This window comes from Mycolicibacterium smegmatis, assembly GCF_001457595.1.
Taxonomy (GTDB): domain Bacteria; phylum Actinomycetota; class Actinomycetes; order Mycobacteriales; family Mycobacteriaceae; genus Mycobacterium; species Mycobacterium smegmatis.
In genome coordinates this window covers 302,086-324,462 of the sequence record NZ_LN831039.1, presented here as the reverse complement: position 1 = coordinate 324,462, position 22,377 = coordinate 302,086, and the positions used below count along the sequence as shown (strand labels likewise).

23 protein-coding genes are annotated in these 22,377 nt (G+C 68.1%); 12 read left to right on the top strand and 11 right to left on the bottom strand.

The genetic code is table 11. The features are described 5' to 3' along the window. Positions 1-10: 10 nt before the first annotated feature. Positions 11-1,546 carry an APC family permease gene (locus AT701_RS01435; RefSeq protein ID WP_003891631.1) on the bottom strand — a complete coding sequence of 512 codons (1,536 nt, stop codon included), beginning with the start codon at positions 1,544-1,546 and terminating at the stop codon, positions 11-13. Between the two features lie 184 nt (positions 1,547-1,730). On the opposite strand from AT701_RS01435, the gene AT701_RS01430 reads away from it, so the two are divergent. Genes AT701_RS01430 through AT701_RS01385 form a run of 10 tightly spaced genes read left to right on the top strand, consistent with a single transcriptional unit; the run spans position 1,731 to position 9,614 of the window. After that, positions 1,731-3,011, top strand: a complete 1,281-nt coding sequence (locus AT701_RS01430; RefSeq protein WP_011726802.1) for a class-III pyridoxal-phosphate-dependent aminotransferase — start codon at positions 1,731-1,733, stop codon at positions 3,009-3,011. A gap of 53 nt (positions 3,012-3,064) precedes the next feature. Beyond that, positions 3,065-4,591 carry an aldehyde dehydrogenase family protein gene (locus AT701_RS01425; protein ID WP_042510609.1) on the top strand — a complete coding sequence of 509 codons (1,527 nt, stop codon included), beginning with the start codon at positions 3,065-3,067 and terminating at the stop codon, positions 4,589-4,591. A gap of 8 nt (positions 4,592-4,599) precedes the next feature. Continuing rightward, positions 4,600-5,208: a BMC domain-containing protein gene (locus AT701_RS01420; protein ID WP_011726800.1), complete on the top strand. Its 609-nt coding sequence runs from the start codon at positions 4,600-4,602 to the stop codon at positions 5,206-5,208. A gap of 2 nt (positions 5,209-5,210) precedes the next feature. Then, entirely contained in the window at positions 5,211-5,732 is a 522-nt protein-coding gene (locus AT701_RS01415; protein WP_058124985.1) for a hypothetical protein, read from the top strand. Positions 5,733-5,748: 16 nt separating this feature from the next. Then, complete coding sequence (locus AT701_RS01410; protein WP_003891626.1) at positions 5,749-6,012, top strand: EutN/CcmL family microcompartment protein; 264 nt, start codon at positions 5,749-5,751, stop codon at positions 6,010-6,012. Positions 6,013-6,024: 12 nt separating this feature from the next. Next, complete coding sequence (locus tag AT701_RS01405) at positions 6,025-6,306, top strand: BMC domain-containing protein (RefSeq protein WP_003891625.1); 282 nt, start codon at positions 6,025-6,027, stop codon at positions 6,304-6,306. A 2-nt stretch (positions 6,307-6,308) separates the two neighbouring features. Next, positions 6,309-6,965 carry a hypothetical protein gene (locus AT701_RS01400; protein WP_003891624.1) on the top strand — a complete coding sequence of 219 codons (657 nt, stop codon included), beginning with the start codon at positions 6,309-6,311 and terminating at the stop codon, positions 6,963-6,965. After that, positions 6,965-7,969 (top strand): phosphotransferase enzyme family protein, encoded by a 1,005-nt coding sequence (locus tag AT701_RS01395; protein WP_058124984.1) that lies wholly within the window; start codon positions 6,965-6,967, stop codon positions 7,967-7,969. Before AT701_RS01400 ends, AT701_RS01395 begins: the two co-directional genes overlap by 1 nt. Before the next feature lie 36 nt (positions 7,970-8,005). Continuing rightward, on the top strand, positions 8,006-8,785 hold the full coding sequence (fabG, locus tag AT701_RS01390; RefSeq protein WP_003891622.1) for a 3-oxoacyl-ACP reductase FabG: 780 nt from the start codon (positions 8,006-8,008) through the stop codon (positions 8,783-8,785). A 49-nt stretch (positions 8,786-8,834) separates the two neighbouring features. Beyond that, positions 8,835-9,614, top strand: a complete 780-nt coding sequence (locus AT701_RS01385) for a GntR family transcriptional regulator (protein WP_011726796.1) — start codon at positions 8,835-8,837, stop codon at positions 9,612-9,614. Here the strand turns inward: AT701_RS01385 and AT701_RS01380 are convergent, their stop codons facing one another. Then, the gene (locus tag AT701_RS01380) at positions 9,615-10,631 is read right to left on the bottom strand and encodes an alpha/beta hydrolase (protein WP_058124983.1); all 1,017 of its coding nucleotides are present in this window, start codon (positions 10,629-10,631) and stop codon (positions 9,615-9,617) included. It abuts the gene before it with no gap. An 88-nt stretch (positions 10,632-10,719) separates the two neighbouring features. On the opposite strand from AT701_RS01380, the gene AT701_RS01375 reads away from it, so the two are divergent. Then, positions 10,720-11,349: a UdgX family uracil-DNA binding protein gene (locus AT701_RS01375; protein ID WP_081319325.1), complete on the top strand. Its 630-nt coding sequence runs from the start codon at positions 10,720-10,722 to the stop codon at positions 11,347-11,349. On the opposite strand, the gene AT701_RS01370 is transcribed toward AT701_RS01375, so the two are convergent. Genes AT701_RS01370 through AT701_RS01345 form a run of 6 tightly spaced genes read right to left on the bottom strand, consistent with a single transcriptional unit; the run spans position 11,339 to position 18,204 of the window. Next, the gene (locus AT701_RS01370; protein ID WP_058124982.1) at positions 11,339-12,796 is read right to left on the bottom strand and encodes an aminotransferase class I/II-fold pyridoxal phosphate-dependent enzyme; all 1,458 of its coding nucleotides are present in this window, start codon (positions 12,794-12,796) and stop codon (positions 11,339-11,341) included. The genes AT701_RS01375 and AT701_RS01370 overlap by 11 nt on opposite strands. Before the next feature lie 37 nt (positions 12,797-12,833). Further along, positions 12,834-13,952: an MFS transporter gene (locus AT701_RS01365; RefSeq protein ID WP_058124981.1), complete on the bottom strand. Its 1,119-nt coding sequence runs from the start codon at positions 13,950-13,952 to the stop codon at positions 12,834-12,836. Between the two features lie 20 nt (positions 13,953-13,972). Then, positions 13,973-15,244 carry an amidohydrolase family protein gene (locus tag AT701_RS01360; protein ID WP_011726791.1) on the bottom strand — a complete coding sequence of 424 codons (1,272 nt, stop codon included), beginning with the start codon at positions 15,242-15,244 and terminating at the stop codon, positions 13,973-13,975. Continuing rightward, positions 15,238-16,344, bottom strand: coding sequence for a CoA transferase (locus tag AT701_RS01355; protein WP_011726790.1), 1,107 nt, complete (start codon positions 16,342-16,344; stop codon positions 15,238-15,240). The genes AT701_RS01360 and AT701_RS01355 overlap by 7 nt, the downstream gene beginning before the upstream one ends. A gap of 36 nt (positions 16,345-16,380) precedes the next feature. After that, positions 16,381-17,373, bottom strand: a complete 993-nt coding sequence (locus AT701_RS01350) for a MaoC family dehydratase (RefSeq protein ID WP_058124980.1) — start codon at positions 17,371-17,373, stop codon at positions 16,381-16,383. A 15-nt stretch (positions 17,374-17,388) separates the two neighbouring features. Continuing rightward, entirely contained in the window at positions 17,389-18,204 is an 816-nt protein-coding gene (locus tag AT701_RS01345) for a helix-turn-helix domain-containing protein (protein WP_058124979.1), read from the bottom strand. Between the two features lie 111 nt (positions 18,205-18,315). Between AT701_RS01345 and AT701_RS01340 the strand changes: the two genes are divergently transcribed. Further along, on the top strand, positions 18,316-19,029 hold the full coding sequence (locus AT701_RS01340; protein ID WP_058127489.1) for an SDR family oxidoreductase: 714 nt from the start codon (positions 18,316-18,318) through the stop codon (positions 19,027-19,029). Here the strand turns inward: AT701_RS01340 and AT701_RS01335 are convergent. The 3 genes from AT701_RS01335 to AT701_RS01325 are packed head-to-tail and all read right to left on the bottom strand — an operon-like array spanning position 19,007 to position 22,373. Then, positions 19,007-19,921 carry an enoyl-CoA hydratase/isomerase family protein gene (locus tag AT701_RS01335; RefSeq protein ID WP_081319324.1) on the bottom strand — a complete coding sequence of 305 codons (915 nt, stop codon included), beginning with the start codon at positions 19,919-19,921 and terminating at the stop codon, positions 19,007-19,009. The two genes, AT701_RS01340 and AT701_RS01335, sit on opposite strands and share 23 nt — an antisense overlap. A gap of 1 nt (position 19,922) precedes the next feature. Then, positions 19,923-21,437, bottom strand: a complete 1,515-nt coding sequence (fadD4, locus tag AT701_RS01330; protein WP_011726785.1) for a fatty-acid--CoA ligase FadD4 — start codon at positions 21,435-21,437, stop codon at positions 19,923-19,925. 33 nt (positions 21,438-21,470) lie between these two features. Continuing rightward, positions 21,471-22,373 carry a type IV toxin-antitoxin system AbiEi family antitoxin gene (locus tag AT701_RS01325; protein ID WP_058124978.1) on the bottom strand — a complete coding sequence of 301 codons (903 nt, stop codon included), beginning with the start codon at positions 22,371-22,373 and terminating at the stop codon, positions 21,471-21,473. Between the last annotated feature and the right edge of the window lie 4 nt (positions 22,374-22,377).

The following is a 22,377-nucleotide window of genomic DNA, read 5'->3' as shown; positions in this document are numbered from 1 at the left end:
CACTTTCCGTCTAGTCGCGTTCGACGGCTTCGTCGTAGACGATGCGGCCGATCAACCCGTAGCGGCGGGGGTCCCGCAGCTTGAAGTAGGTGGCCAGGGCCGCGCCGAGCACGAACACACTCACCACGATCCACGGTGTGAGCTTGAACAGCAGTGTGCCCGAGGCGGTTCCGGCCGCGGTGTCCTTGTGCTCCCACAGCAGGTACACGACATACAGCATGCCGAGACCGCCGAGGCCGGGCGCGACGAGTGTCTTGAACCAGTGCTTGGACTCCGGATGGTTCTTGTGGATGTGGAAGTAACTGATCACCGAGAACGCGCACAGCGACTGCACGATCAGGATGGCCATGGTCCCGAGGATCGCCAGCAGCGTGTACATGTGCACGTACGGATCCATGCCCGCGAACAGGAACGACAACACGATCACCAGTGCGATGGCGGACTGCACGAACGACGCGATGTACGGCGACCCGTGGGTGGGATGCGTGGCGCCCAGGGTCTTCTGCAGACCCCGCGACAGGCCCTCACGGCCGAGCGCGTACAGATACCGCGACGCGCAGTTGTGGAACGCCATGCCGCACGCGAACGATCCCGTGACCAGCAGGATGTTGAACACCGTGATGGCCCACTCGCCGTAGGTGTCACGGACGGGCGCGAAGAAGATCTCCGACGCCGTGTTGGCGTCCTGCGCGAGCTCGATCGACTGCTGCGGACCGGTTCCCGCGATGGCCATCCAGGAGATGAACACGTAGAACACGCCGACGCCGAGGACGGCGATCATGGTGGCGCGGGGGATGATCCGCTTGGGGTTGCGTGATTCCTCGCCGTACATGGCCGTCGACTCGAATCCGACCCACGACCAGAACGCGAAGAACAGACCGAGTCCGGCGCTCGCACCGACGATGCCGGCTGCGGGACTGAATGCTCCTGCGGGATTGAGGATCTCATTGACCGCGAACCCGTCGGGTCCACCGCCGCGGAACAGCACCGCCACCGCACCGAGGGCGAGCATGACGATCTCGGTCACCAGGAACACGCCCAGCACCTTGGCGGTCAGGTTGACGTCGAAGTACGTCAGGATCGCGTTGGTGGCCAGCATCAGCAGGGCCGGGATGATCCAGTGGATGTGGATGCCGAGCTGGGAGTCCAGGAAGTTCTGGAAGAAGAACGAGAAGATACCGATCAGCGAGGCCTCGAACACGACGTAGGCCATCGTGATGAGACCGCCTGCGGCCATACCGACGATGCGCCCGAGACCATGGGAGATGTACCCGTAGAACGCGCCGGTGGCGGTGATGTGCTTGGCCATCGTCGCGTAGCCGATGGCGAACAGGCCCAGAACCACCGTGGCGACGAAGTAGCCCGCGGGAGCGTGTGAACCATTTCCGAAACCGACGGCGATCGGAACGTTGCCGACCATTGCGGTGATCGGGGCGGCGGTGGCCACCGCCATGAAGATCACCCCGACGGTGCCGACGGCGTTCCGCTTGAGGCGTTGTATGTCGTGAGCTGCGTTTTCGCTACCAGCGACGGATTGTTCGGTCATCTAGCGGCTTACCTTCCAGGTTACAGTGTAGGCCAGGTGTGGCGTGGACCACATCTTGAACCGTACGTATATTGGCACTACCAAATCTCAGATGCAAGAGGTTCTTCACACCATTGACAGAAATGGTTGCAACCTTTTACGGTGAGGGCCATCACAGCTACCCGGTAGCTCAAGAGGGAGCCGCATGTACGACTACGGCACGTTCGCGTTCGCGTCCAAAGCCGATGTGCTGGACCAGGCCAAGGCGTTCTGGAATCCGGACAAGACCCAGTTCTGGACCGACTCCGGCGTCGATCTGGTGATCGACCGCCGGGAGGGGTACTTCCTGTGGGACATGAGCGGACGCCGGCTCATCGACCTCCACCTCAACGGCGGCACCTACAACATCGGTCACCGCAATCCCGAAGTGATGCAGGCGATCTCGGAAGGCATGGCGCACTTCGACGTCGGCAACCACCACTTCCCGTCGGTTGCCAGGACCGCACTCGCCAAGCGCCTCGTGGAAACCGCGCCCGCGTCCATCAAGAAGGTCGCGTTCGGTTCCGGCGGCGGCGAGGCCATCGACATCGCACTCAAGAGCGCGCGCCACGGAACCCAGCGCCGCAAGATCGTCTCGGTCATCAAGGCCTACCACGGGCACACCGGCCTGGCGGTCGCCACCGGCGACGACCGGTTCGCCAAACTGTTCCTCGCCGACCGGCCCGACGAGTTCATCCAGGTGCCCTTCGGTGACATCGGTGCCATGGAGGCCGCACTCGCCGGCGGCGACGTGGCCGCGGTGATCATGGAGACCATCCCCGCGACCTACGGATTCCCGCTTCCCCCACCGGGTTACCTCGAAGCCGTCAAGGCGCTGACCGAGAGGCACGGCACGCTCTACATCGCCGACGAGGTGCAGACCGGGCTGATGCGCACGGGCGAGCTGTGGGGCATCACCAAGCACGGCATCGACCCGGACATCATCGTGACGGGCAAGGGCCTTTCGGGCGGCATGTACCCCATCTCGGCGGTGCTGCTCGGTGAGCGGGCCGCGCGGTGGCTCGACCAGGACGGGTTCGGCCACATCTCCACCTTCGGTGGGGCCGAACTCGGCTGTGTCGCGGCGATCAAGACGCTGGAGATCTGCACCCGGCCCGAGGTGCGCTCGATGGTGCACTACATCGCCGACATCTTCGACACCGGGTTGCGGCGCATCCAGGCCGACTACCCGGACTGGTTCGTCGGCATCCGGCAGAACGGGGTGGTGATCGGACTCGAGTTCGACCACCCCGAAGGCGCCAAGTTCGTGATGCGCGAACTCTACGAGAACGGGGTGTGGGCGATCTTCTCGACGCTGGATCCCCGTGTACTGCAGTTCAAACCGGGCCTGCTGCTGTCCCGCGAGCTCTGCGAGGACGTGCTGGACCGCCTCGAGGTCGCGGTGGGCCGGGCGCGGGCGACTGTCACCGGACGGAGGAACGGGTGAGCGAAGTGATCCAAGACCGGCGCAGCGCAGTCGACACCGCGCGGGCCGGCCACATGCTCGAGCGTGCGCGCTGGGCCGCTGCGGCCTACGGCGAGTACGACGCGGCGACGGTCGAGGGCATCGTCGCAGCCGTGGCCGAGGCCGCACACGCTCATGCCGAGCGGTTCGCCGCCGACGCGGTGGCCGAGACCGGCATGGGCGTGGTCGCGGACAAGGTCCGCAAGAACCGGGCGTGTTCGAGGGGAATCGTCGAGTACTACCGCGGGCACGACTACATCTCCCCCCGGGTCGATCCGGACCGCAAGATCGTCGAACTCCCGCGGCCGGCGGGCGTGGTCCTGGCGCTGACGCCCACCACCAATCCCGTTGCCACGGTGTACTTCAAGACGATTCTGGCGCTGATGACCCGCAACGCCGTGGTGGTCGCGCCGCACCCGCGTGCGGCGCGGTGTTCGGCCGAGGCCGCCCGTGTGCTGGCCGAGGCCGCGGTGGCGGCGGGGGCGCCCGACGGCGTGGTGCAGGTGATCGACGAGCCGTCCATCCCGCTGGTGCAGGCCCTCATGGCCGACGAGCGCACCGACGTCATCGTCGCGACCGGCGGCACCGCCGTGGTGCGCGCGGCGTACTCGTCGGGCAACCCAGCACTGGGCGTCGGACCGGGCAATGTCCCCGTCCTCGTCGACGCGAGCGCCGATGTCGCCGCCGCCGCGCAGCGCATCGTCGACAGCAAGGCCTTCGACAACTCGGTGCTGTGCACCAACGAATCCGTGCTGATCGCCGAGGACGCCGTCGCCGACAAACTCCGCGCCGCGCTCACCCGCGCGGGCGCCCACATCCTCGACGAGGACGGGGCCCGGCGGCTGCGCGCGTACATGTTCGCCGACGGTCACCTCAACACCGACGTGGTCGGGCGCGACGCCGCGTGGATCGCCGGTCAGGCCGGGTTGCGGGTCACACCCAAGACGCGCGTGCTGATCGCACCGTTCGACCACGTGATCGCCGAGGAGATGCTGGCCCACGAGAAGCTGTCCCCGGTGCTCGGCATGACCACTGTGGCCGACGCCGCGCGCGGCATCCGGGCGGCCCGCGCGGTGGTGCGGATCGGCGGCGCCGGGCACTCGGCCGCCATCCACAGCGAAAACCCCGCAGTGATCACCGATTTCGCGGCACAGGTCCCCGTGCTCCGGGTCTCGGTCAACGTCGGCAACAGCACCGGCAGCGCGGGCCTGGACACCAACCTCGCCCCGTCGATGACCATCGGCACCGGTTTCGTGGGCCGCAGTTCCATCGGTGAGAACCTGCAGCCGCACAACCTCGTGAACTGGACCCGCATCGCCTACAACAGTGACCCGGGCGTCGTGATGGGCAACTTCACCGGAATCGATCCGTGGCGTGCGCCCGCCGGGCCGGTACCGGCGTATCCGCGCGCCTCCAACGACCGCGACGGCGCCGTGATCCAGGCGGCTCCGCAGCGCTCCTACCAGAGCCCCTCGCGCACAACGGACGTCAACCTGGACGCGCTGCGCGCCGAACTACGCGCGCTGGTCGTCGAAGAACTCGCCCAACTGATCAAGAGGTGACCCCCAAAGTGGCAGAACTACGTTCCTTCATCTTCATCGACCGGCTCCAGCCGCAGACGATGTCGTACCTGGGCACCTGGATCAAGGGTGCGCTGCCCCGCGCGAACATGGCCGCCCAGATCATCGAGGTGGCACCGGGACTCGACATCGAGGGTGTCACCGACGTCGCCCTCAAGCACGCCGAGGTGAAGGCCGGGATCCTGGTGGTCGAGCGCCAGTTCGGCTATCTGGAGTTCCACGGTGAGACCGGCGCGGTGAAGGCCGCCGCCGACGCCGCGCTGGACTACCTGGGCGGCGATCCCGACGCCGCGGTACGGCCCGAGATCCTGGCGTCACGCATCATCTCCAGCATCGACCACCAGCACGCATTCCTGATCAACCGCAACAAGATCGGATCGATGGTGCTCCCCGGTGAATCGCTGTTCGTGCTCGAGGTGGCCCCGGCGTCGTACGCCATCCTCGCCACCAACGAGGCCGAGAAGGCCGCCGACGTCAAAGTTGTGGACTTCCGCATGATCGGCGCCACCGGTCGCGTGTACCTCTCAGGAACCGAGGCCGACGTCCGCCAGGCCGCCGACGCCGCGCGTGACGCGCTCGCCGTCCTGCAGGGTGCGTGAGCATGGGCATCACGCGTGAGGAATTGCGCGCCCTGGTACGGGAAGTCGTGCGCGAGGCCGTGGGCAGCCTGAACTCCTCGTCGGCGCAGGCGTCGAATCAGGCATCGAAGCCGGCCCCGCCTGCGCCCCCGCCACGTGCGACCGTCGCCGACCAGATGGGCCTGGAACCGACGGGGCCACGGGCCGTCGAGGGACGCAACCGCACCGAGACCGTGCGCCTGACCGACGACAAGGATCTCGACACATTCGTGCGGAAGCTTCTGCGGCTCTTCGAAAGTCCCAAGACACGCGCCGACCTCAAGGCCGGGCGGCTGCGCTTCCGGCTGGCTCCGGGATCGGGCGCGGCCATGGCGAACGGACAGGCGCAGGTCACGCACCGGATCGACAGCGGCGCCGTCACCGAACGGCACATCGCCGACCTGGCCGGCGGCACCCTGGTGCTCGGCCCGCGCGCGGTGCTCACGCCGCTGGCCCGCGAGAAGGCCCGGACGCTGGGAATCGTGATCGAAAAGGAGCGCAGATGACCATCAAGGAGCGAACGTGTTGAGAGCGACCGTCACCGGCAATGTGTGGTCGACGCGCCGGATCGAGGGCATCCCGGCCGGCGCGTTCCTGGAGGTCGAGGTCGAGGGCACCGGCAGCCGGATGATCGCCTTCGACGTCCTCGGCAGCGGCGTGGGCGAACACGTCCTGATCGCCCAGGGCTCGGTGGCGTCGAGTTGGTTCACCGGGACGCCACCGCCGATCGACGCCCTCATCATCGGCTCCATCGACACCAGATCAGATAGCAACCCCGCCGAGTAAGGAGATAAACCCATGTCCAGCAACGCAATCGGATTGATCGAGACCAAGGGTTACGTGGCCGCCCTGGCCGCTGCCGACGCCATGGTCAAGGCCGCCAACGTCACCATCACCGACCGCCAGCAGGTGGGCGACGGACTCGTCGCGGTGATCGTCACGGGTGAGGTCGGCGCGGTCAAGGCCGCGACCGAGGCCGGCGCCGAAACCGCCTCGCAGGTCGGCGAACTCGTCAGCGTGCATGTCATCCCGCGTCCGCACAGCGAACTGGGCGCGCACTTCTCGGTGTCCAGCAAGTAGCCATGGTCGCACCGGAAACCGAGAGGATCCGTACCCAGATCCGCGTCTACCTGCTGGTCGAAGACCTGCAGCGGCAGTTCGCGGCCTACCTCGGTACCCCGACCCGGGCCCGCGGCTATCCGCCGTACGAGGGCGAGCACGCGCTGATCGTCGAGGTGTCCCCGGCACTGGCGATCGAGCGCGTGATCGACCTGGCGCTGCGCGCGGTGCCGGGCGTCCAGCCCGGAATCCTCTACGTCGAGCGGCAGTTCGGCGTACTGGAGATCCACTCGGCCAGCCTCGACGAGGTACGTCGCGCGGGCGAGGCGATCCTCGCGGGCACGGGCAACAGGGCCGAGGACCAGTTGCGCCCGCGCGTGCTCTTCCACGACATCATCACCGACATCACCGACCAGCACGCGGTCATCCTCAACCGCAACCGGCAGGCGTCGATGATCCTGCCGGGGCAGTCGCTGCTGGTGTACGAGATGACGCCGGCGTTGTTCGCGGCGGTGGCGGCCAATGAGGCCGAGCGCGTGGCTCCCGGGCTTACCGTGGTCGACGTGCAGATGATCGGCGCGGCCGGACGCCTCTACATCGGTGGCAGCACCGATGAGGTGACGGTGGCGCGCGATCACATCACCACCGTGCTGAGCGCGATCGAAGGGCAGGAACACTGATGGGCGTGATCACCGACGATGTCACCATCGCACAACAGGCACTGACGCATTACGACGTCTCCGACAACGCGTCCCTGCGACTGCTCAACCTGTCCGAGAACGCGACCTACCTGGTCGAGGACGGCGAGCACCAGTCGATCCTGAGGGTTCACCGGCAGGACTACCACCAGCCGCACGAGATCGAGTCCGAACTCGACTGGTTGGCTGCCCTGCGCACCGACAGCGATGTCACGGTGCCCACGGTGGTGCCCGCGCGCGACGGACGCCGTGTGGTCACGGTCGACCCCGCCGATTCCGACGCGGTCCCGCGTCACGTGGTGCACTTCGAGATGGTCGGCGGCGCCGAGCCCGACGAGGAATCGTTGACCCTCGACGATTTCCAGACCCTCGGGCGCATCACCGCGTCCCTGCACGAACACTCGCAGCGGTGGACCCGTCCTGCGGGTTTCGGCCGGTTCTCATGGGACTGGGAACACTGCCTCGGCGACACACCACGCTGGGGACGGTGGCAGGACGCCGAAGGCGTCGGCGCGTCCGAGACCGCACTGCTCACCCGCGCACAGGACCTGCTGCACCGCAAGCTGAAGGAATACGGCTCCGGACCTGACCGCTACGGGCTGATCCACGCCGACCTGCGTCTGGCCAACCTGCTCGTCGACTCGTCGACGCCGCAACGCACCATCACCGTCATCGATTTCGACGACTGCGGATTCGGTTGGTATTTCTACGATTTCGGCACAGCAGTGTCGTTCATCGAAGACGACCCGCGGCTTGGCGAATGGCAGGAGTCCTGGGTGGCGGGCTATCGCTCCCGACGCGAGCTGGCCGCTGCCGACGAGGCCATGCTGCCGTCGTTCGTGTTCCTGCGCAGGCTCCTGCTGTTGGCCTGGATGGGCAGCCACACCCACTCCCGGGAATCCGCCACCAAGGCGATCAGCTACGCCGCGGGCAGCTGCGCACTCGCCGAGCGCTATCTGTCGTCCGACGGACTGCGCCTGACCTGATCTCCCGCACACCCACCAAACTTTCGAGGACTCAACATGTTCACCTCTCTTGAGGGCCGATCGGCCATCGTCACCGGCGGCAGCAAGGGCATCGGCCGCGGTATCGCCGAGACCTTCGCCAACGCCGGTGTCGACGTCGTGATCACCGGACGCAACCAGGACGACCTCGACCGCACGGTCGCGGACCTCTCGGGCACGCGCGGCAAGGTCACCGCGCTGCGGGCCGACGTCACCGACCCCGAGGATGCCCGCCGCACGGTCGCCGAGACCGTCTCGCGCCACGGCGGACTCGACATCGTGTGCGCCAACGCAGGCATCTTCCCGTCCGGCCGGCTCGAAGACCTCACCCCCGATGACATCGAGCAGGTCCTCGGCGTCAACTTCAAGGGCACCGTCTACATCGTGCAGGCCGCCCTGCAGGCGCTGACTGCCAGCGGCCACGGTCGCGTCGTCGTCACGTCGTCCATCACGGGTCCCATCACCGGATACCCCGGCTGGTCGCACTACGGGGCCAGCAAGGCCGCCCAGCTCGGCTTCCTGCGCACCGCGGCCATGGAGCTCGCACCCAAGAAGATCACGATCAACGCGGTGCTCCCCGGCAACATCATGACCGAGGGCCTCGACGAAATGGGCCAGGACTACCTCGACCAAATGGCGTCCGCCATCCCGGCCGGGCGCCTCGGATCGGTTGCCGACATCGGTAACGCAGCGCTGTTCTTCGCAACCGACGAGGCGGCCTACGTCACGGGACAGACGCTGGTCGTCGATGGTGGGCAGGTGCTGCCCGAATCGCACCTCGCAATCGCCGAGTTGTAGCTCGACCGGTTTAGAATTGGCTGTACCAATGCGCGGGCGAGGGGGTCTGGTGCCAGTACAGAGCGAGGAGTTGCGACGCCGTCTGGTCGCCGACATCAACGCGGGAACACCGGGCGCCAAGCTCGGAAGCGAACGCGACCTCGCCGAGAAGTACGGCACCAGCCGCTCGAGCCTGCGTCAGGTACTGGCCGCCCTGGAGGAGGCCGGCCTGGTCCACCGCGTGATCGGGCGGTCCGGCGGCATCTTCATCAGCCACGGCCAGGTGGAACGCAACCTGTCGGACGTGGTGGGCGTCCCGGCGTTCCTCGCCAATCAGGGATATGTGGCGGGCACCCGAATCCTGTCGACCCGCATCACCACGCCCGACCAGACCACCCGTACCGCGCTGCGTCTCGGGCCGGGAGAGTACGTCGTCGAGATCCAGCGTGTGCGGTTGGCCGACGGGTCCCCGATATCCCTTGAGCAGGCGCAGTTTCCGGCCGAGAAGTTTCCGGGTCTGCTCGAACAGCAGCTCGGCGGATCGCTCTACGAGGTCCTCGAATCGCAGTACGGTCTGGTGCCCGGCCGTGCCGACGAGCGCATCGAAGCCGTCAACGCCACGAGCAACGAGGCCACCCTGCTGGGCATCAAGCCCAAGGCCGCGCTTCTGCTGATCACGCGCGTCACCTTCGATCAGACCGGCACACCGTACGAGTTCTCGCGCGATCTGTTCCGCGGCGACCGCACCGCGCTCGCGGTGACCGCGAAAGGCCGCGGTATCGCGGCCGCGTCGAACAGCGGCACCGACAACCGCACGGCCTCGGTGACGCTGCACCGTCAGGTCGGCTGATCAGGAGACGTTCGCCAGCCGGGTGCCCGTCGTCTGCTTGACGAAGTCACCGACGTAGCGCAGCGCCCGACGACCCTCGGGCAAGATGTCTGCCGCCAGCGGGAAATCGTGCACCTGCCCGTGCCACACATGCAGCTCACAGGGCACCTGGGCCTCCGCGAGCCTGCCGGCCAGAAGTTCGGAATCGGAGTAGAGCGACTCGTCGGCGCTGACGTGCACCGTCACGGGCGGTAGCTTCGTCAGGTCGGCCGTCACCGGGTTCACCAACGCGGCCGCCTCCCGACGGCTGACGGGGCGACGCTCACAGCGGTGCAGATACTTCGCGAACCCCGCGAGTGCGGCGCCTGTGAACATCGCGCACTTGCGGGCGTTGGGGTGTTCGAGCTTGCTCGCGGGATCCAGATCGGTCAGCGGCGAGATCGCCGCGATCCCGGCCGCGGGCACCTCGCCGCGCGAAGACAGCTGCAACGCGGTGGCCAGCGCGAGATAGCCGCCCACCGAGTCCCCGGCGATCACGATCTGATCCGACGTGTAACCCTGCTCCTGCAGCCAGCGCAAACCGGCCACGGCGTCGTCGATCGCCTCGGCCAGACCGTATTTGGGGAGCATGCGGTATCCGACGTTGAGCACCGCGGCGTCGGCCTCTCTGGAAAGCCGCGCCACGAGTGAGCGATGCGTGTTGATACCGCACGTCATGAACGCGCCGCCGTGCAGGTAGAGAATCGCGCGATCTGCGCTCACCCCGTTCGCACACACCAATTCCGCGGCGCAGTCGGGTAATTGGACGGACCGGATCTTGGCATCGACCCGGTGCGGCAAGAGGCCCACCATGCGGTCGATCGAGCCGAGTGGCCACGCGAGATTCGGCTGCATGGCCCACACGCGAACAGCGTTGCGTACGAACGCGCGACAGCCTGCGGCCAGAGCGAAGGACTCCGCGCTGCGGCGACGATGCAGGATCTGCTTGCCGGCCGGCTGATCCGGCCTGGCATCGATGGTGCTCACGCTGCTGCTCATGGTTTCCTCTCGCTGTTGCGGGCGGTGATTACCCGTACGGCGGGTTTTGAAACAGCAATCAACCCGGGAAGTGGGTATCCCATCGGACATGGCAGGTGCGCAGGAGTTCGTCCCCCACACGGCGGACCTGGCCGAACTCGCTGCCGCGGCAGGCGAATGCCGAGGCTGCGGGTTGTATCGCGACGCCACGCAGGCGGTCTTCGGCGCGGGCGGGCGCTCGGCACGCATCATGATGATCGGCGAGCAGCCCGGTGACAAAGAGGACCTGGCGGGCCTGCCCTTCGTGGGTCCCGCGGGCCGGCTCCTGGACCGCGCGCTGGACGCCGCCGACATCGACCGCGATGCCCTCTACGTCACCAACGCGGTCAAGCACTTCAAGTTCACGCGGGCAGCGGGAGGCAAACGACGCATCCACAAGACCCCCAGTCGTACCGAGGTGGTGGCGTGCCGTCCCTGGCTCATCGCCGAGATGACCTCCGTGGAGCCCGATGTCGTGGTGCTGCTCGGCGCAACCGCCGCCAAGGCACTGCTGGGCAACGACTTTCGCGTCACGCAGCATCGCGGCGAGGTCCTGCACGTCGACGACGAACCGGGAGATCCGGCGCTGGTCGCCACCGTTCACCCGTCGTCTCTGCTGCGCGGACCCAAGGAGGAACGCGAATCCGCGTTCGCGGGCCTGGTCGACGATCTGCGTGTCGCAGCAGATGTCAGGCCATGACCCGGATGGAGCCCATCTGCGGATCGGCCGGATCCGGCAGGTTCATACCCGCCTGCACGCCGGTCACGAGGTAGTCGAGCACTGCTTCGTTGAGTCGCTCCCCCGGCACCACCGCGGGGATCCCGGGCGGATAGGGTGTGATCTGCTCGGCGGCGATGCGGCCCACCGCATGCTCGACCGGGATCTGTTCGACCTCGGCGAAGAACGCATCCCGCGGAGAGGTCTCCGTTGTCAACTGGAGTTCGGCCGGCGACGGGAGATCGATCGGGGGCGGCGGCGCGAAGTCATCTGCGGCCTTGCGCCACAACGACAGTGCGTGCAGCAGGCGCCCCGCGGTATCGGATCCGTCGGCCACCGACATGGTGGCCAGGATCCGGCGATGGTCGGACATCCCGACGTCCACCTGGCAGTTCTCCCGCAGCCAGTCGGCGGCCTGGTAGCCCGAGGTGCCGGTGGCCGACACGTCGATGAGGATCTGCAACCGGTCCAGATCGTGCGAGGCCTGCGCGCCGAGTAATTCTTCGTCGAGCACCTCGACGTCGTCGATCTCCTCGATGCGACGGCGGGTGTCATCGGCGAGATCGAGTGCCGCACTGAACAATCGGTGGCCGTGTTCGACCATCTGCCGTCGCCAGCCGTCGATCGCGCTGTACACCAGCACATTCGGGCTCGTGGTCATCAGCAGGTCGGCACACGCGGACAACCGGTCCTGATCGATGAGATCACCTTGCAGGTGGAACACCGAGCCCTGCTCGAAACCCGCGCCCATCTTGTGCACGCTGACCACGCACACATCCGCGCCCGCGTCCATGGCCCATGTCGGCAGGTTCTCGTGGAACGGCAGGTGGGCGCCCCAGGCCTCGTCGACGATCAGCGGTTTACCCCGGGCATGGCATACGTCGGCGATGCCGGCGAGATCGGCACACGTGCCGTACGGGCTCGGGCTCACGATCAGCGCACCGGCGGCGTCGGGATACCGCCGCCAGGTCTCCTCGACCTCCTCGGGCGACGGCGGGTGCGACAGGTGCCGGTCGGCGTCCCACCGTGGCGTGATCCAGCGTGGCATCACACCCGAGAAGATCAGGCCGGCGACCACAGACTTGTGGCTGTCGCGACTCAGCAGCAGGCTGCCGTCGCCGCCCGCGACGGCCATCATCGCGGCCTTGACCGACAGCGAACTGCCACAGGTGGAGAACCACGCGGTGTCGGCTCCCACCGCCTCGGCCATCAGATCCTCGGCTTTCTGCAGGTAGCCGTTGCTGCTGCGGCGGTCGTCCAAGCCGCCGTTGGCCAGCACATCACTGAGGAACGGTTCGCGTCCCAGCACACGCAGCACACGGTCGTCGACGCCGCGGCCCTGTCGATGGCCGGGCGGGGAGTAGCCGTACCGGTTGGACGCGTGGTACTCGTTCAGCGCGTCGAGCAGAGGCGTCTCGGTTTGGTCCATCGGTGCGGAGTACCCACCCGTGCCGCCCCGTATGCGTTCACACCGTCCGCCGGTGGGCGAAGTACGACGCCACACCCATGACGGCGCACGCAGCGGCCAGCACCGCGAAGGCCATCGGGAACGAACCGGAGGTGGCCAGCGCACCGACCGCCAGCGCACCGATCCCCGTCCCGCCGTCGAAGCCGACGTTCCACGCGACGCTCACCTTGCTGCGGGCGTGCTCACCCGTTGCGGCGAAGGCCTGCACCAGCGTCACGTTCTGCAGCGCGCCGTAGGCGATGCCGACCAGCGCCGCGCCCACCACGATCAGGATCTCGCCGATCAGCGCCCCGCGCGCGATGCCGGTCGCGACGGTCGCGAGCCCGACCGCCCCCAGATACAGCAGCGGCTGGATGAACCGCGCCGGGCCGAATCGGTCGGCCAGGCCGCCGACGAGCCAGCGCGCGAGCGCGGTCAGGCCGGTCAACGCCAGAAGCGACGCGAATGCGGCCTCCGCACTACCGAACTGCGGTGCGAACGTCAGGATCGCGCCACCCGAGGCCGTGATCACCACGAGCGCGACGATCGGGCTCACCAAACCGGCTGTGAGCGCGAATTTCTCGTCGTCGTCGCGACGCGGCGGTGTCGGCACCGGACGGGTGAAGGCGAGTGCGAACGGGATCGCGAGCACCGGGGCGGTCGCGAGTGCGAAGACCAGCCCGAAACCGGCCTGTTCGGCCAGCCACGGCGCCAGCGGGGTGAAGATGAACTGCGGTGCGGCGATTGCCAGTCCGTACGCACCGACCGCGCGGCCGCGGTGTTCCTGGGCGAACAGCCCCGCGACGCCGTCGACCCCGGACACCGTGAGGATGCCGAACCCCAGACCACGCAACGCCGCGAGCACCAGTACCGCCCACAGGGTTTCGGCGAACAGATGCAGCAGCGCGGGCCCGCCCAGCAGCAGCAGGCCGATCGCGAGCGTGACACGCATACCCACCCTGCGGATGAGCCGCCCCACCAGCAGCTGGGCGACCACAGTGCACGCCATCAGGACCGTGTTGACCAGCCCGGCGCCCAGGTTGTCGGCGCCGATGTGCACCGCCCACATCGGAGCCACCGGCAGCAGAAACGCCAAGCCGGTGAACCCCAGCGCGGCTGAGCCGAGCAACGCGGGCATGCCGCGTCTCCGCCAGACATTCACCGGCTGAACACCACCGAACCGCCGATGATGGTGGCAGCGACCAGATCTGCGTCGAGTGTCTCCACCACTTGCCGCGGCGGCGCCGCGAGCACGCACAGATCCCCCGGCTGCCCCACGTCCACCCGCCGTGGATGCGCCGGATCCTGTGCCGTACCGAAGAAGAGCTCGAGCGCCGTGCGCGGCGGTATGCGTTCGGCCGGGTTGAGGACGAATCCGTGCGGAGTCCGGCGGTGCACCGCGGCACGCATCACCGCCCAGGGATCGGCGTCACCGAACGGCGCGTCTGTGGACAGCGCCACGCGTACCCCCGCAGCCAGAAGCGTTGCGACCCGCCACAGCTGGTGGTGGTCGGCGGCATCGACGTCGCTGCGGTACGCGTCGCCGCGCTCGGTGACGAAATTCGGCTGGGTCACCACGGTCACGCCGAGTTCGCACAGATCCCTCACGCAGTCCTCGGGCACCATCGCCGCATGCTCGATTCGGTCACCGGGCAGCACTCCGGTGACCCGCATTGCCGCGATGGTGACGACGAGTTGCGCCGAGGTGACACAGTGCACCGCGACCGGGACGCCCCGGGCGTGGCGTTCGCCGATCCAGGTGACCAGGCCGTCCAGATCGAGCATGTCGTCGTGCAGGATCTTCTTCCCCGGCGCCAGCACGTGCAGGTGCTGGGGCAGACCGCGCGGAGGTTCGGAGAGATCGGGCGTGGCGTCGGTGATACCCGTGATGCCGTAGCGCGCCAGACGCTCGGCGTACGAATCGATGTCGGTGTCGCGGCGCGGCAGCGCCTCGGCCCAGGTCGGGTCCGCGCTGCGCAGTATGCCGTCCGGGTGATCCGGCCTGTTTATCGCGGCGAGACCCGCGGAGTTCAGCACCCACAGCACGCCGCTGCGGTGTTGCACGCGCACCGGTACTGCCGGGGCCAGCGCGTCGAGTCGGTCACGGTCGAGCGGGCCGGCCACCTGCTCGTGGTAGCCGATTGCCCGGATCCAGCCGTCCGCACCGGGCGCGGCACCGGCGAGCAGGCGCCGCAGTTCGCCGGTGTCGTGCGCTTCGCGGGGGCCGACCCTCAGTGAGTTCTGTTCGGCGGCAGCGGAATACACGTGCACGTGGTGGTCGTGGAGCCCGGGGATGACGGCGCCGAGCGCGGCATCGAGCACCGCCTCGCCACGCCGCGCCCGTAGGGATGGACCGACATCTTCGATGGCCTCCCCCACCCGGATGTCGGCGATCCTGCCGTCCAGCAGGCTCGCCCGCTGGATCAGCATGGCCGGCTCCCGGCGATCAGCCTCGTCACGGCGCCGTTGTCGGCGCCGAGGGCGGGCCCGGCCGGCGCAGATGCGGGCTCGACGGTGGCGATATCAGCACCGGTGGTCGCCAGATCCGCGTATGTCGCGGCGACCGCGGACATCGCGAACTCGATCAGGTCCCCGCCACCGCGCGTGAGGGATTCGGCGACCGCGTGTGCGGCGTGCAGACCGGTGAGCGGGTCGGCGATCGCGTCGCCCGCGAAACTTGGTGTGCCATGGTGGTTCTTGACCAGGCCACCGGACACCGCGGCGTCGTCGCCGAAGGCCACCCAGTCGGCGTGCTCACCGGTGGTGCCGTGGCCGGTGATCCGCACCCACACCCGGCCTTCGCGCGATGCCACCACGTCCGGGCCGAGACCACGCCGCACCAGTGCGGTGGGCCGCGAGGACTCGATCACGACGTCGGCGACATCCAGCAGCGCCCCCAGCGCGGAGGGTTCGCCGAAATCGGCGACATACGAGAGCTTTCCGTGGTTCATCCAATCGAAGAACACCTGCGGGCCGTTGCGGGTGCCGTCGGGCCGGGCGTGACTTTCCACCTTGACCACCGTGGCACCGGCCTGCCGCAGCAACTGGCCGCACAGCGGTCCCGCCCACATCGAGGACAGATCGGCCACCAGCAATCCGGTCAAGGGCCTGCCTGTTCCCCGTGGCCACATGCGGGTGATGCGCGGCGCCGCAGGGACTGTCTCACCGAGCACCGCCGCGGGCAGGCCGAGCAGCCTCGCACGCTCGGTGATGGCGTGCGCCTCGGTCGCAGCCGCCCAGGTCTCGACCACAGGCCAGGGGTCGGCGTCCACGGTGTCGGCCTGCACCAGGGCAGGCACGGCGGCCACATCGTCAGGTCGCGACAACGTCAGCGCGCACCAGGTCCCCTTCCGCGACGGAAACAGATGCGTCGCACCACCTGCCGAGATACACCCTTGCGGGCACATACCGAGCAGCGCGGCACGACCGGTGAGCAGCACCCGGGCATCGACGGCCACACCCGTCATCCGGGCGAACGCGTCGGCCACCTGCTGCGCACGGGCCGCCACGGCCCCCGAGATCCCGGTCATCGCCGAGGCCGCCCCGGTTTGCGGCAAGGGTTGCGGTCAGAACAGCAGCGCACTGAACCGCCAGTCGAGCACCTGCCTGTCGGCCCCACCATCGGGCCCACCCGCGGCGAACACGATCGAGCGCAGGCCCACCACATTCGCCTCGATCGATTCGACATGTAGTTCGCTGAACACGGTGTCGCCCTCGTGGACGGGTCCGGTGTGGTCGCAGGACTCCCAGCCCAGAACGGTCACCAGGTTCGGCAGCAACCGGGTGGCCTGCGCCAGCGCTAGTCCGATGGTGTGCCCGCCGTACACCAGGCGCCTGCCCCCGGAACGCCAGTCATGGTGCGTGGCAGCGATGTTCAGCGTCAGCCTGGCGAGTTCGGGGGCGCTGCTGACAACGTCGGCCGTGCTGCGCAACACCGCACCCGCCAGTTCGTCACGTAGATCGTCGAGATGCGGTCCCGGCACCCGCGCACGGTAGGCGTCGGCGTCCCAATGCGCTGTCGGCGTCGGCGACGCGTCGGCACCGATCGCGGACAGATCATCGGAATACCCGGTGTCACCGCCATTTTCGGACAGCGGGAGCATCGCGCAGCGGTAGAAGTCGAGGACCAGGCGGTCCTTGTGGTCGGTGGTCGTCATCCGCAGCGCCGCCAGACCTGTCGGCGCCCGGCCCGGTTTGTTCGAGTTCTGCTTGAGTCCGACGACTTCGGTGCGGGTGGTCAGGGTGTCACCGATCACCGGGAACCTGTGGAACGCCAGGCCGCGGTAGAACAGGTTGGCCTTCACACGCTGCGTGACCAGCGTGCTCTGCCCGATGGCCACGTCGCACACCAGCGCCGGATGCGCGAGCGGTCCCGGCTCTCCGGTGACCGCCGAGGAGAGTTCGGCGTCCAGCGACAGGCGCAAACGGTCGCCGATGACGGCCTGGTGCGCCGCCGCGGCCCCCTCGGTGAGCGTCATCGACGGCGCGGTGTCGAAGACCTGCCCGACCTTGAGATCGTCGAAGTAGGGACCACCGGAGGCCTGGCCATGTGCAGTCACGGCTTCACATGCTATTCACGCGTCTGCCGTGGCAGCCAGACTCCCCAACAGCTTCAACGCGTCGGCGCTGGGCGTACCCGGCTCAGCCTGGTAGACCACCAGTTCCTGGCCGGGCGCGGACCGCACGTCGAACGTCTGCATCTGCAGGGTCAGGGCGCCCACCTGTGGATGCCGGAAGCTCTTGACCGTGGCGGACTTCCCCCGGGCGTCGTGCCTGGCCCACAACTCGCCGAACTCCGCGCTGCGGTCGAGCAGTTCTTTCAGCACCGCGTCGATGCGCGGATCGTGCGGGGCGATGCCGTGGTTCATGCGGAATCCGGCAACCGCGTCGGCGGAGATCACCGGCCAGTCGGCGTACAGCTCGCGAGCCCGCGGTTCGGTGAACACCATCAGCAGCATGTTGTCGTGCAGGATGCCGTCGTACAGGGCATCCGCCAGCGTGTTGGAGGCCAGCAGGTCGTAGGCGCGGTTGTACACCAGAGCCGGGTTGTCGGGCCAGGCCGCCATGAGCCGCATCAACGCCGGGTCCACCCGGTCGGGCACCGGGGCGAGCCGCATCCGCGGGGTCAGCCCGGCGACCGCGAACAGGTGCCGGCGCCCGTCCTCGTCGAGCCGCAACACCGCCGCGAGCGCCTCCAGTACCTGAGCCGACGGGGAACGTTCCCGGCCCTGCTCGAGCCGGATGTAGTAGTCGACGCTCAGGCCGGCGAGCAACGCCACCTCTTCGCGGCGCAACCCGGGCACGCGGCGGTGCCCGACAGCAGGCAGCCCGACGTCGGCCGGGGTGACCAGTGCGCGTCGACTGCGCAGGTAGTCGCCCAGATCGGTCATGTTCACACTTTAGGCGCGGTGTCGACACCGTACGGGGCCGTTTGGGGGGTGCAGCGCACCCAGGAACGTCGCATCCTGGTGGCCCAGGTTCGCGGCCGTGACGCTGGATGCATGAGTGAGAAGAAGAAGATCATCCTGGTCACGGGCGTGACGAGTGGAATCGGTGAAGCGGTCGCGGTCCGCCTGGCCGGCGAAGGGCATCAGGTGGTCGGCGGCGCCCGGCGCGCCGACCGGCTGGCCACACTGAAACGCGAGAACCTGCACGTCCGCCGTGTCGACGTGACCGACCGCGCCGACATGGCCGCATTCGTCGACGAGACGGTCAGCGAGCACGGACGCATCGACGCGATCGTCAACAACGCGGGCGTGATGCCGCTGTCACGGATGGACGCACTGCTGGTCGACGAGTGGGACACCATGATCGACGTCAACGTCCGCGGCCTGCTCAACGGCATCGCCGCGGCGCTACCGCATTTCCAGCGCCAGGGGCACGGCCACTTCGTCACGATGGCGTCGATCGGCGCGCACCAGGTGGTGCCCACCGGTGCGGTCTACTGTGCCACCAAGCACGCCGCGTGGGCGATCACCGAAGGTTTGCGACTGGAACTCGACCCCTCGATCCGTGTCACCACGATTTCGCCCGGCGTCGTGGAATCCGAACTGGCGCACACGATCACCGATCCCGACGCCGCGAAGGCCATGGAAATCTACCGGGCCGAGTCGATTCCGCCCGATGCGATCGCCCGCGCGGTCTCCTACGCCGTCAACGAGCCCGCGGACGTCGACGTCAACGAGGTGATCGTCAGGCCGGCGCGGCAACGCTGACGATCTCGTCGACCAGACCCCACGACAGCGCCGTCATGGGATCGATCGTGCGGCCCGAGAGCACCAGATACGCTGTGCGCCAACGGCCGATCCGGCGCGTGATGCTCACGGTTCCGCCCGCCCCCGGGATCAGGCCCAGCGCCAGTTCGGGCAGGCCGAGCGTCGCGTCCGGGTCGCAGCTCACCCGGCCGCAGAAGCACGCCATCTCCAGGCCGCTGCCCAGCACCTGGCCGTGCACGTGTGCGCGGCAGCGCCTGCCGAGGCGGGCCGTCAACTCGTCGAGCACCAGTGCCGGGCTGTGTCTGGTCCGCGCGAGGTGTGCGGTGGCCGGATCGGCGAACGACCCGAACTCGGCGAGATCGCCTCCGCTGCAGAAGCTCCGGCCGTTGCCGCCGAGGACGACCTCGTCGACCGAAGAATCGAGACGGGCCACCTCGAGGGCCTCCAGCAGCGCGGCGCGGGCATCGGTGGAGAACGCATTGTGACGCTGCGGCCGGTTGAACCGGACGTGCAGCGTGTTGCCGTCACGATTGGCCTGCACCGGGTCCGGCAGCTGCGGCACGGTCGCGGGACCGCGCTCGTCGAGCCAGCGGGCGAACTCCGCACCGGCCTGCAGCGTCGAGTACGCGAGTGATTCGGTGATGACCCCGCTGAACGTCGAGGCGTCCGGGTCGAAACCACGCAGCACGTCGTCGCACACGGCCGCGGTCTGCGGCCGGCGTTCGCACCGATCGGTGAGCAGCGCGAGGGTCTCGGCGATCGAGGCCACCGTGACGACCCTGGGGTCGTCGGTGGCGGCCTCACTCAACGTGAACGTCGCGTCGTCGAGTTCGTCGTCATCATCGACGTCGGTGGTCAGGCCGATCCGGATGCCGCCGGGCAGTTCGATCACATCACGAATATTTCGCGATGAGCTCCTGCTTGTACAGCTTGCCGGTGTCGGTGCGGGGCAGCTGCAGCTCGAACGAGATCGAGCGCGGGCACTTGTAGTGCGCGAGCCGGTCCCGCAGCCAGGCAAGCAGTTCCTCGCCGAATTCCGGTGTGGCATCGGCCGGGTCGACCGTCTGCACCACACCCTTGACGCTCTGCCCCATCTCGTCGTCGGGGACACCGAACACCGCGGCGTCCATCACCTTGGGGTGCGTGACCAGCATGTTCTCGGCTTCCTGCGGGTAGATGTTCACCCCGCCCGAGATGATCATGTGGTGCCGGCGGTCGGTGAGGTAGAGGTAGCCCTCCTCGTCGAGATACCCGATGTCGCCCACGGTCTTCCAGCCACGCGCGTCGCGTGAGGATGCCGTCTTCTCGGCGTCGTTGAGGTACTCGAAGTCCTGCCCGCCCTCGAAGAAGATCTCGCCGGCCTGCCCGGGCGGCAGTTCGTTGCCGTCCTCGTCGAGGACATGCACGATGCCGGTCAGCGGCTTGCCCACCGAACCGGGATGCTTCAGCCACTCCTCGGCCGTGATCAGCGTCGCGCCGATGGCCTCCGAGGACGCGTAGTACTCGTCGACGATCGGGCCCCACCAGTCGATCATCTGCTTCTTGATGTCGACCGGGCACGGCGCGGCGGCGTGCATGACGCGCTTGAGGCTGGACACGTCGTACGAGTTGCGCACGGACTCAGGGAGTTTCAGCATGCGGGTGAACATCGCCGGCACGAACTGACCGTGCGTCACGCGGTGCTTCTGGATCGCTTCGAGGCAGCCTTCTGCGTCGAACTTCTCCATCACCACCGTCGTGTGGCCGGCCGCCTGCACCTGCATGGACCACACCGACGGCGCCGTATGGTACAGCGGGGCGGGGCTCAGGTACACCGAGTCGGGCGTCATCCAGAAGCTGATCAGCGCCGCCATCATGCCCGGGTTCTCCGACGGATGCACATGCGGCAGTTCACGTTTGATGCCCTTGGGCCGGCCCGTCGTGCCCGACGAGTACTGCAGCAGATCGCCGTCGAGTTCGTCGTCGATCGGGGTGTCGGGCAGATCGGCGACGGCCTCGGGGTAACGCAGCCAGCCGTCGAGATCCCCGTCGGCGATGAGCAGCGTGTCCGGCAGACCGTTGGGGAGTTCGTCGCCGAGGCCCGCGAGGACGTCGCGCATCTTCGCCGAGCCCACGATCGCCTTGGCGCCGCTGTTGTCGACGATGTACGCGGCCTCGGCAGCGGTCAGGTGCGTGCTGATCGGGACGTAGTACAGCCCGCTGCGCCGCGCGGCCCACATCACCGTGTGGATGTGGGAGTTGTTCTCCATCAGGATCGCGACGACGTCACCCTCTTGCAGGCCCTGGTTGCGGAAATGGTGCGCCAGGCGGTTCGCGCGCGCCTCGAGCTCATCGAAGGTGACGACGGTTCCAGACGGGTAGAGGATGATGGCGGGCTTGTTCGCGCCAACGTGCTCGCGGATCTGCATGACCAGACTGTAACCGGCGCCACTTGACGGGTGTCAAGTGGGCCGCGAAATGCGTCGATCTTGTAAGGATCTGAGGCGGGGCAGCAGTTTTCCGTCCCAGCCCCGCGCGACCAGCGCCCGGTGCACCCGCTGCAGGACGTCACTGTCGCGGTCCTCTTTGATCACGCGGATCACGTCCCACCCCAATTCCCGCAGTTTCGGCCACACTCGGATGTCCTTGACGTACCGCGCGCGCTCCGTGCGGTGTTGATCCCCGTCGTACTCGGCCGCGACCATGAACTCTTCCCACCCCATGTCGAGCATGCGCACCAACCGGCCACGCTCGTCCACGGCCGGGATCTGCGTCGTCGGGCGTGGAAAGCCCGCGTCGAGAAGCAGTAGCCGAGTCCGCGTCTCGCGGGGAGATTCGGCTCCGCCATCGACGAGCGGCAGCAACTCGCGCAGTTGACGGATCCCTCGCGCGCCGCGATACCGCTCGGCGAGGGCGGCCACGTCGTCGGGCGAGAACGCCGTCGCGCGCATCAGCGCGTCCATCCGCGCCAGTGCCTCGCTCCGCCGGAGGTGACGTCCCAGGTCGAACGCAGTGCGCGCGGGGGTGGTGACAGTGATGCACTGCGCGGTGGTGATCTCGTCGTCCTCGGTGCGCTCGTCGCGCGCAATGATCCCCCGCGGCGGGCGGGTGTTGTCCCACACCATCTCCACCGCGATCCCGGCGTCCACCCAGTCGGCCCCGAACAACGCCGACGCCGCGACGCCCGCGACGATGCCCTGGCGGCCTGACCGCAGCCAGGCGCCGTCGATGTGGTCGATCAGCGTCGGCGTGTATCCCGCCGGGATGTAGATGTCGCGGTACATCCTGCGGTACCAACGGCGCAGCTCGTGCTCGGTGACGGTGCCCTCTGCCAGGGCCTGACTGCCGACGATCAGCTGTCGCATGCCC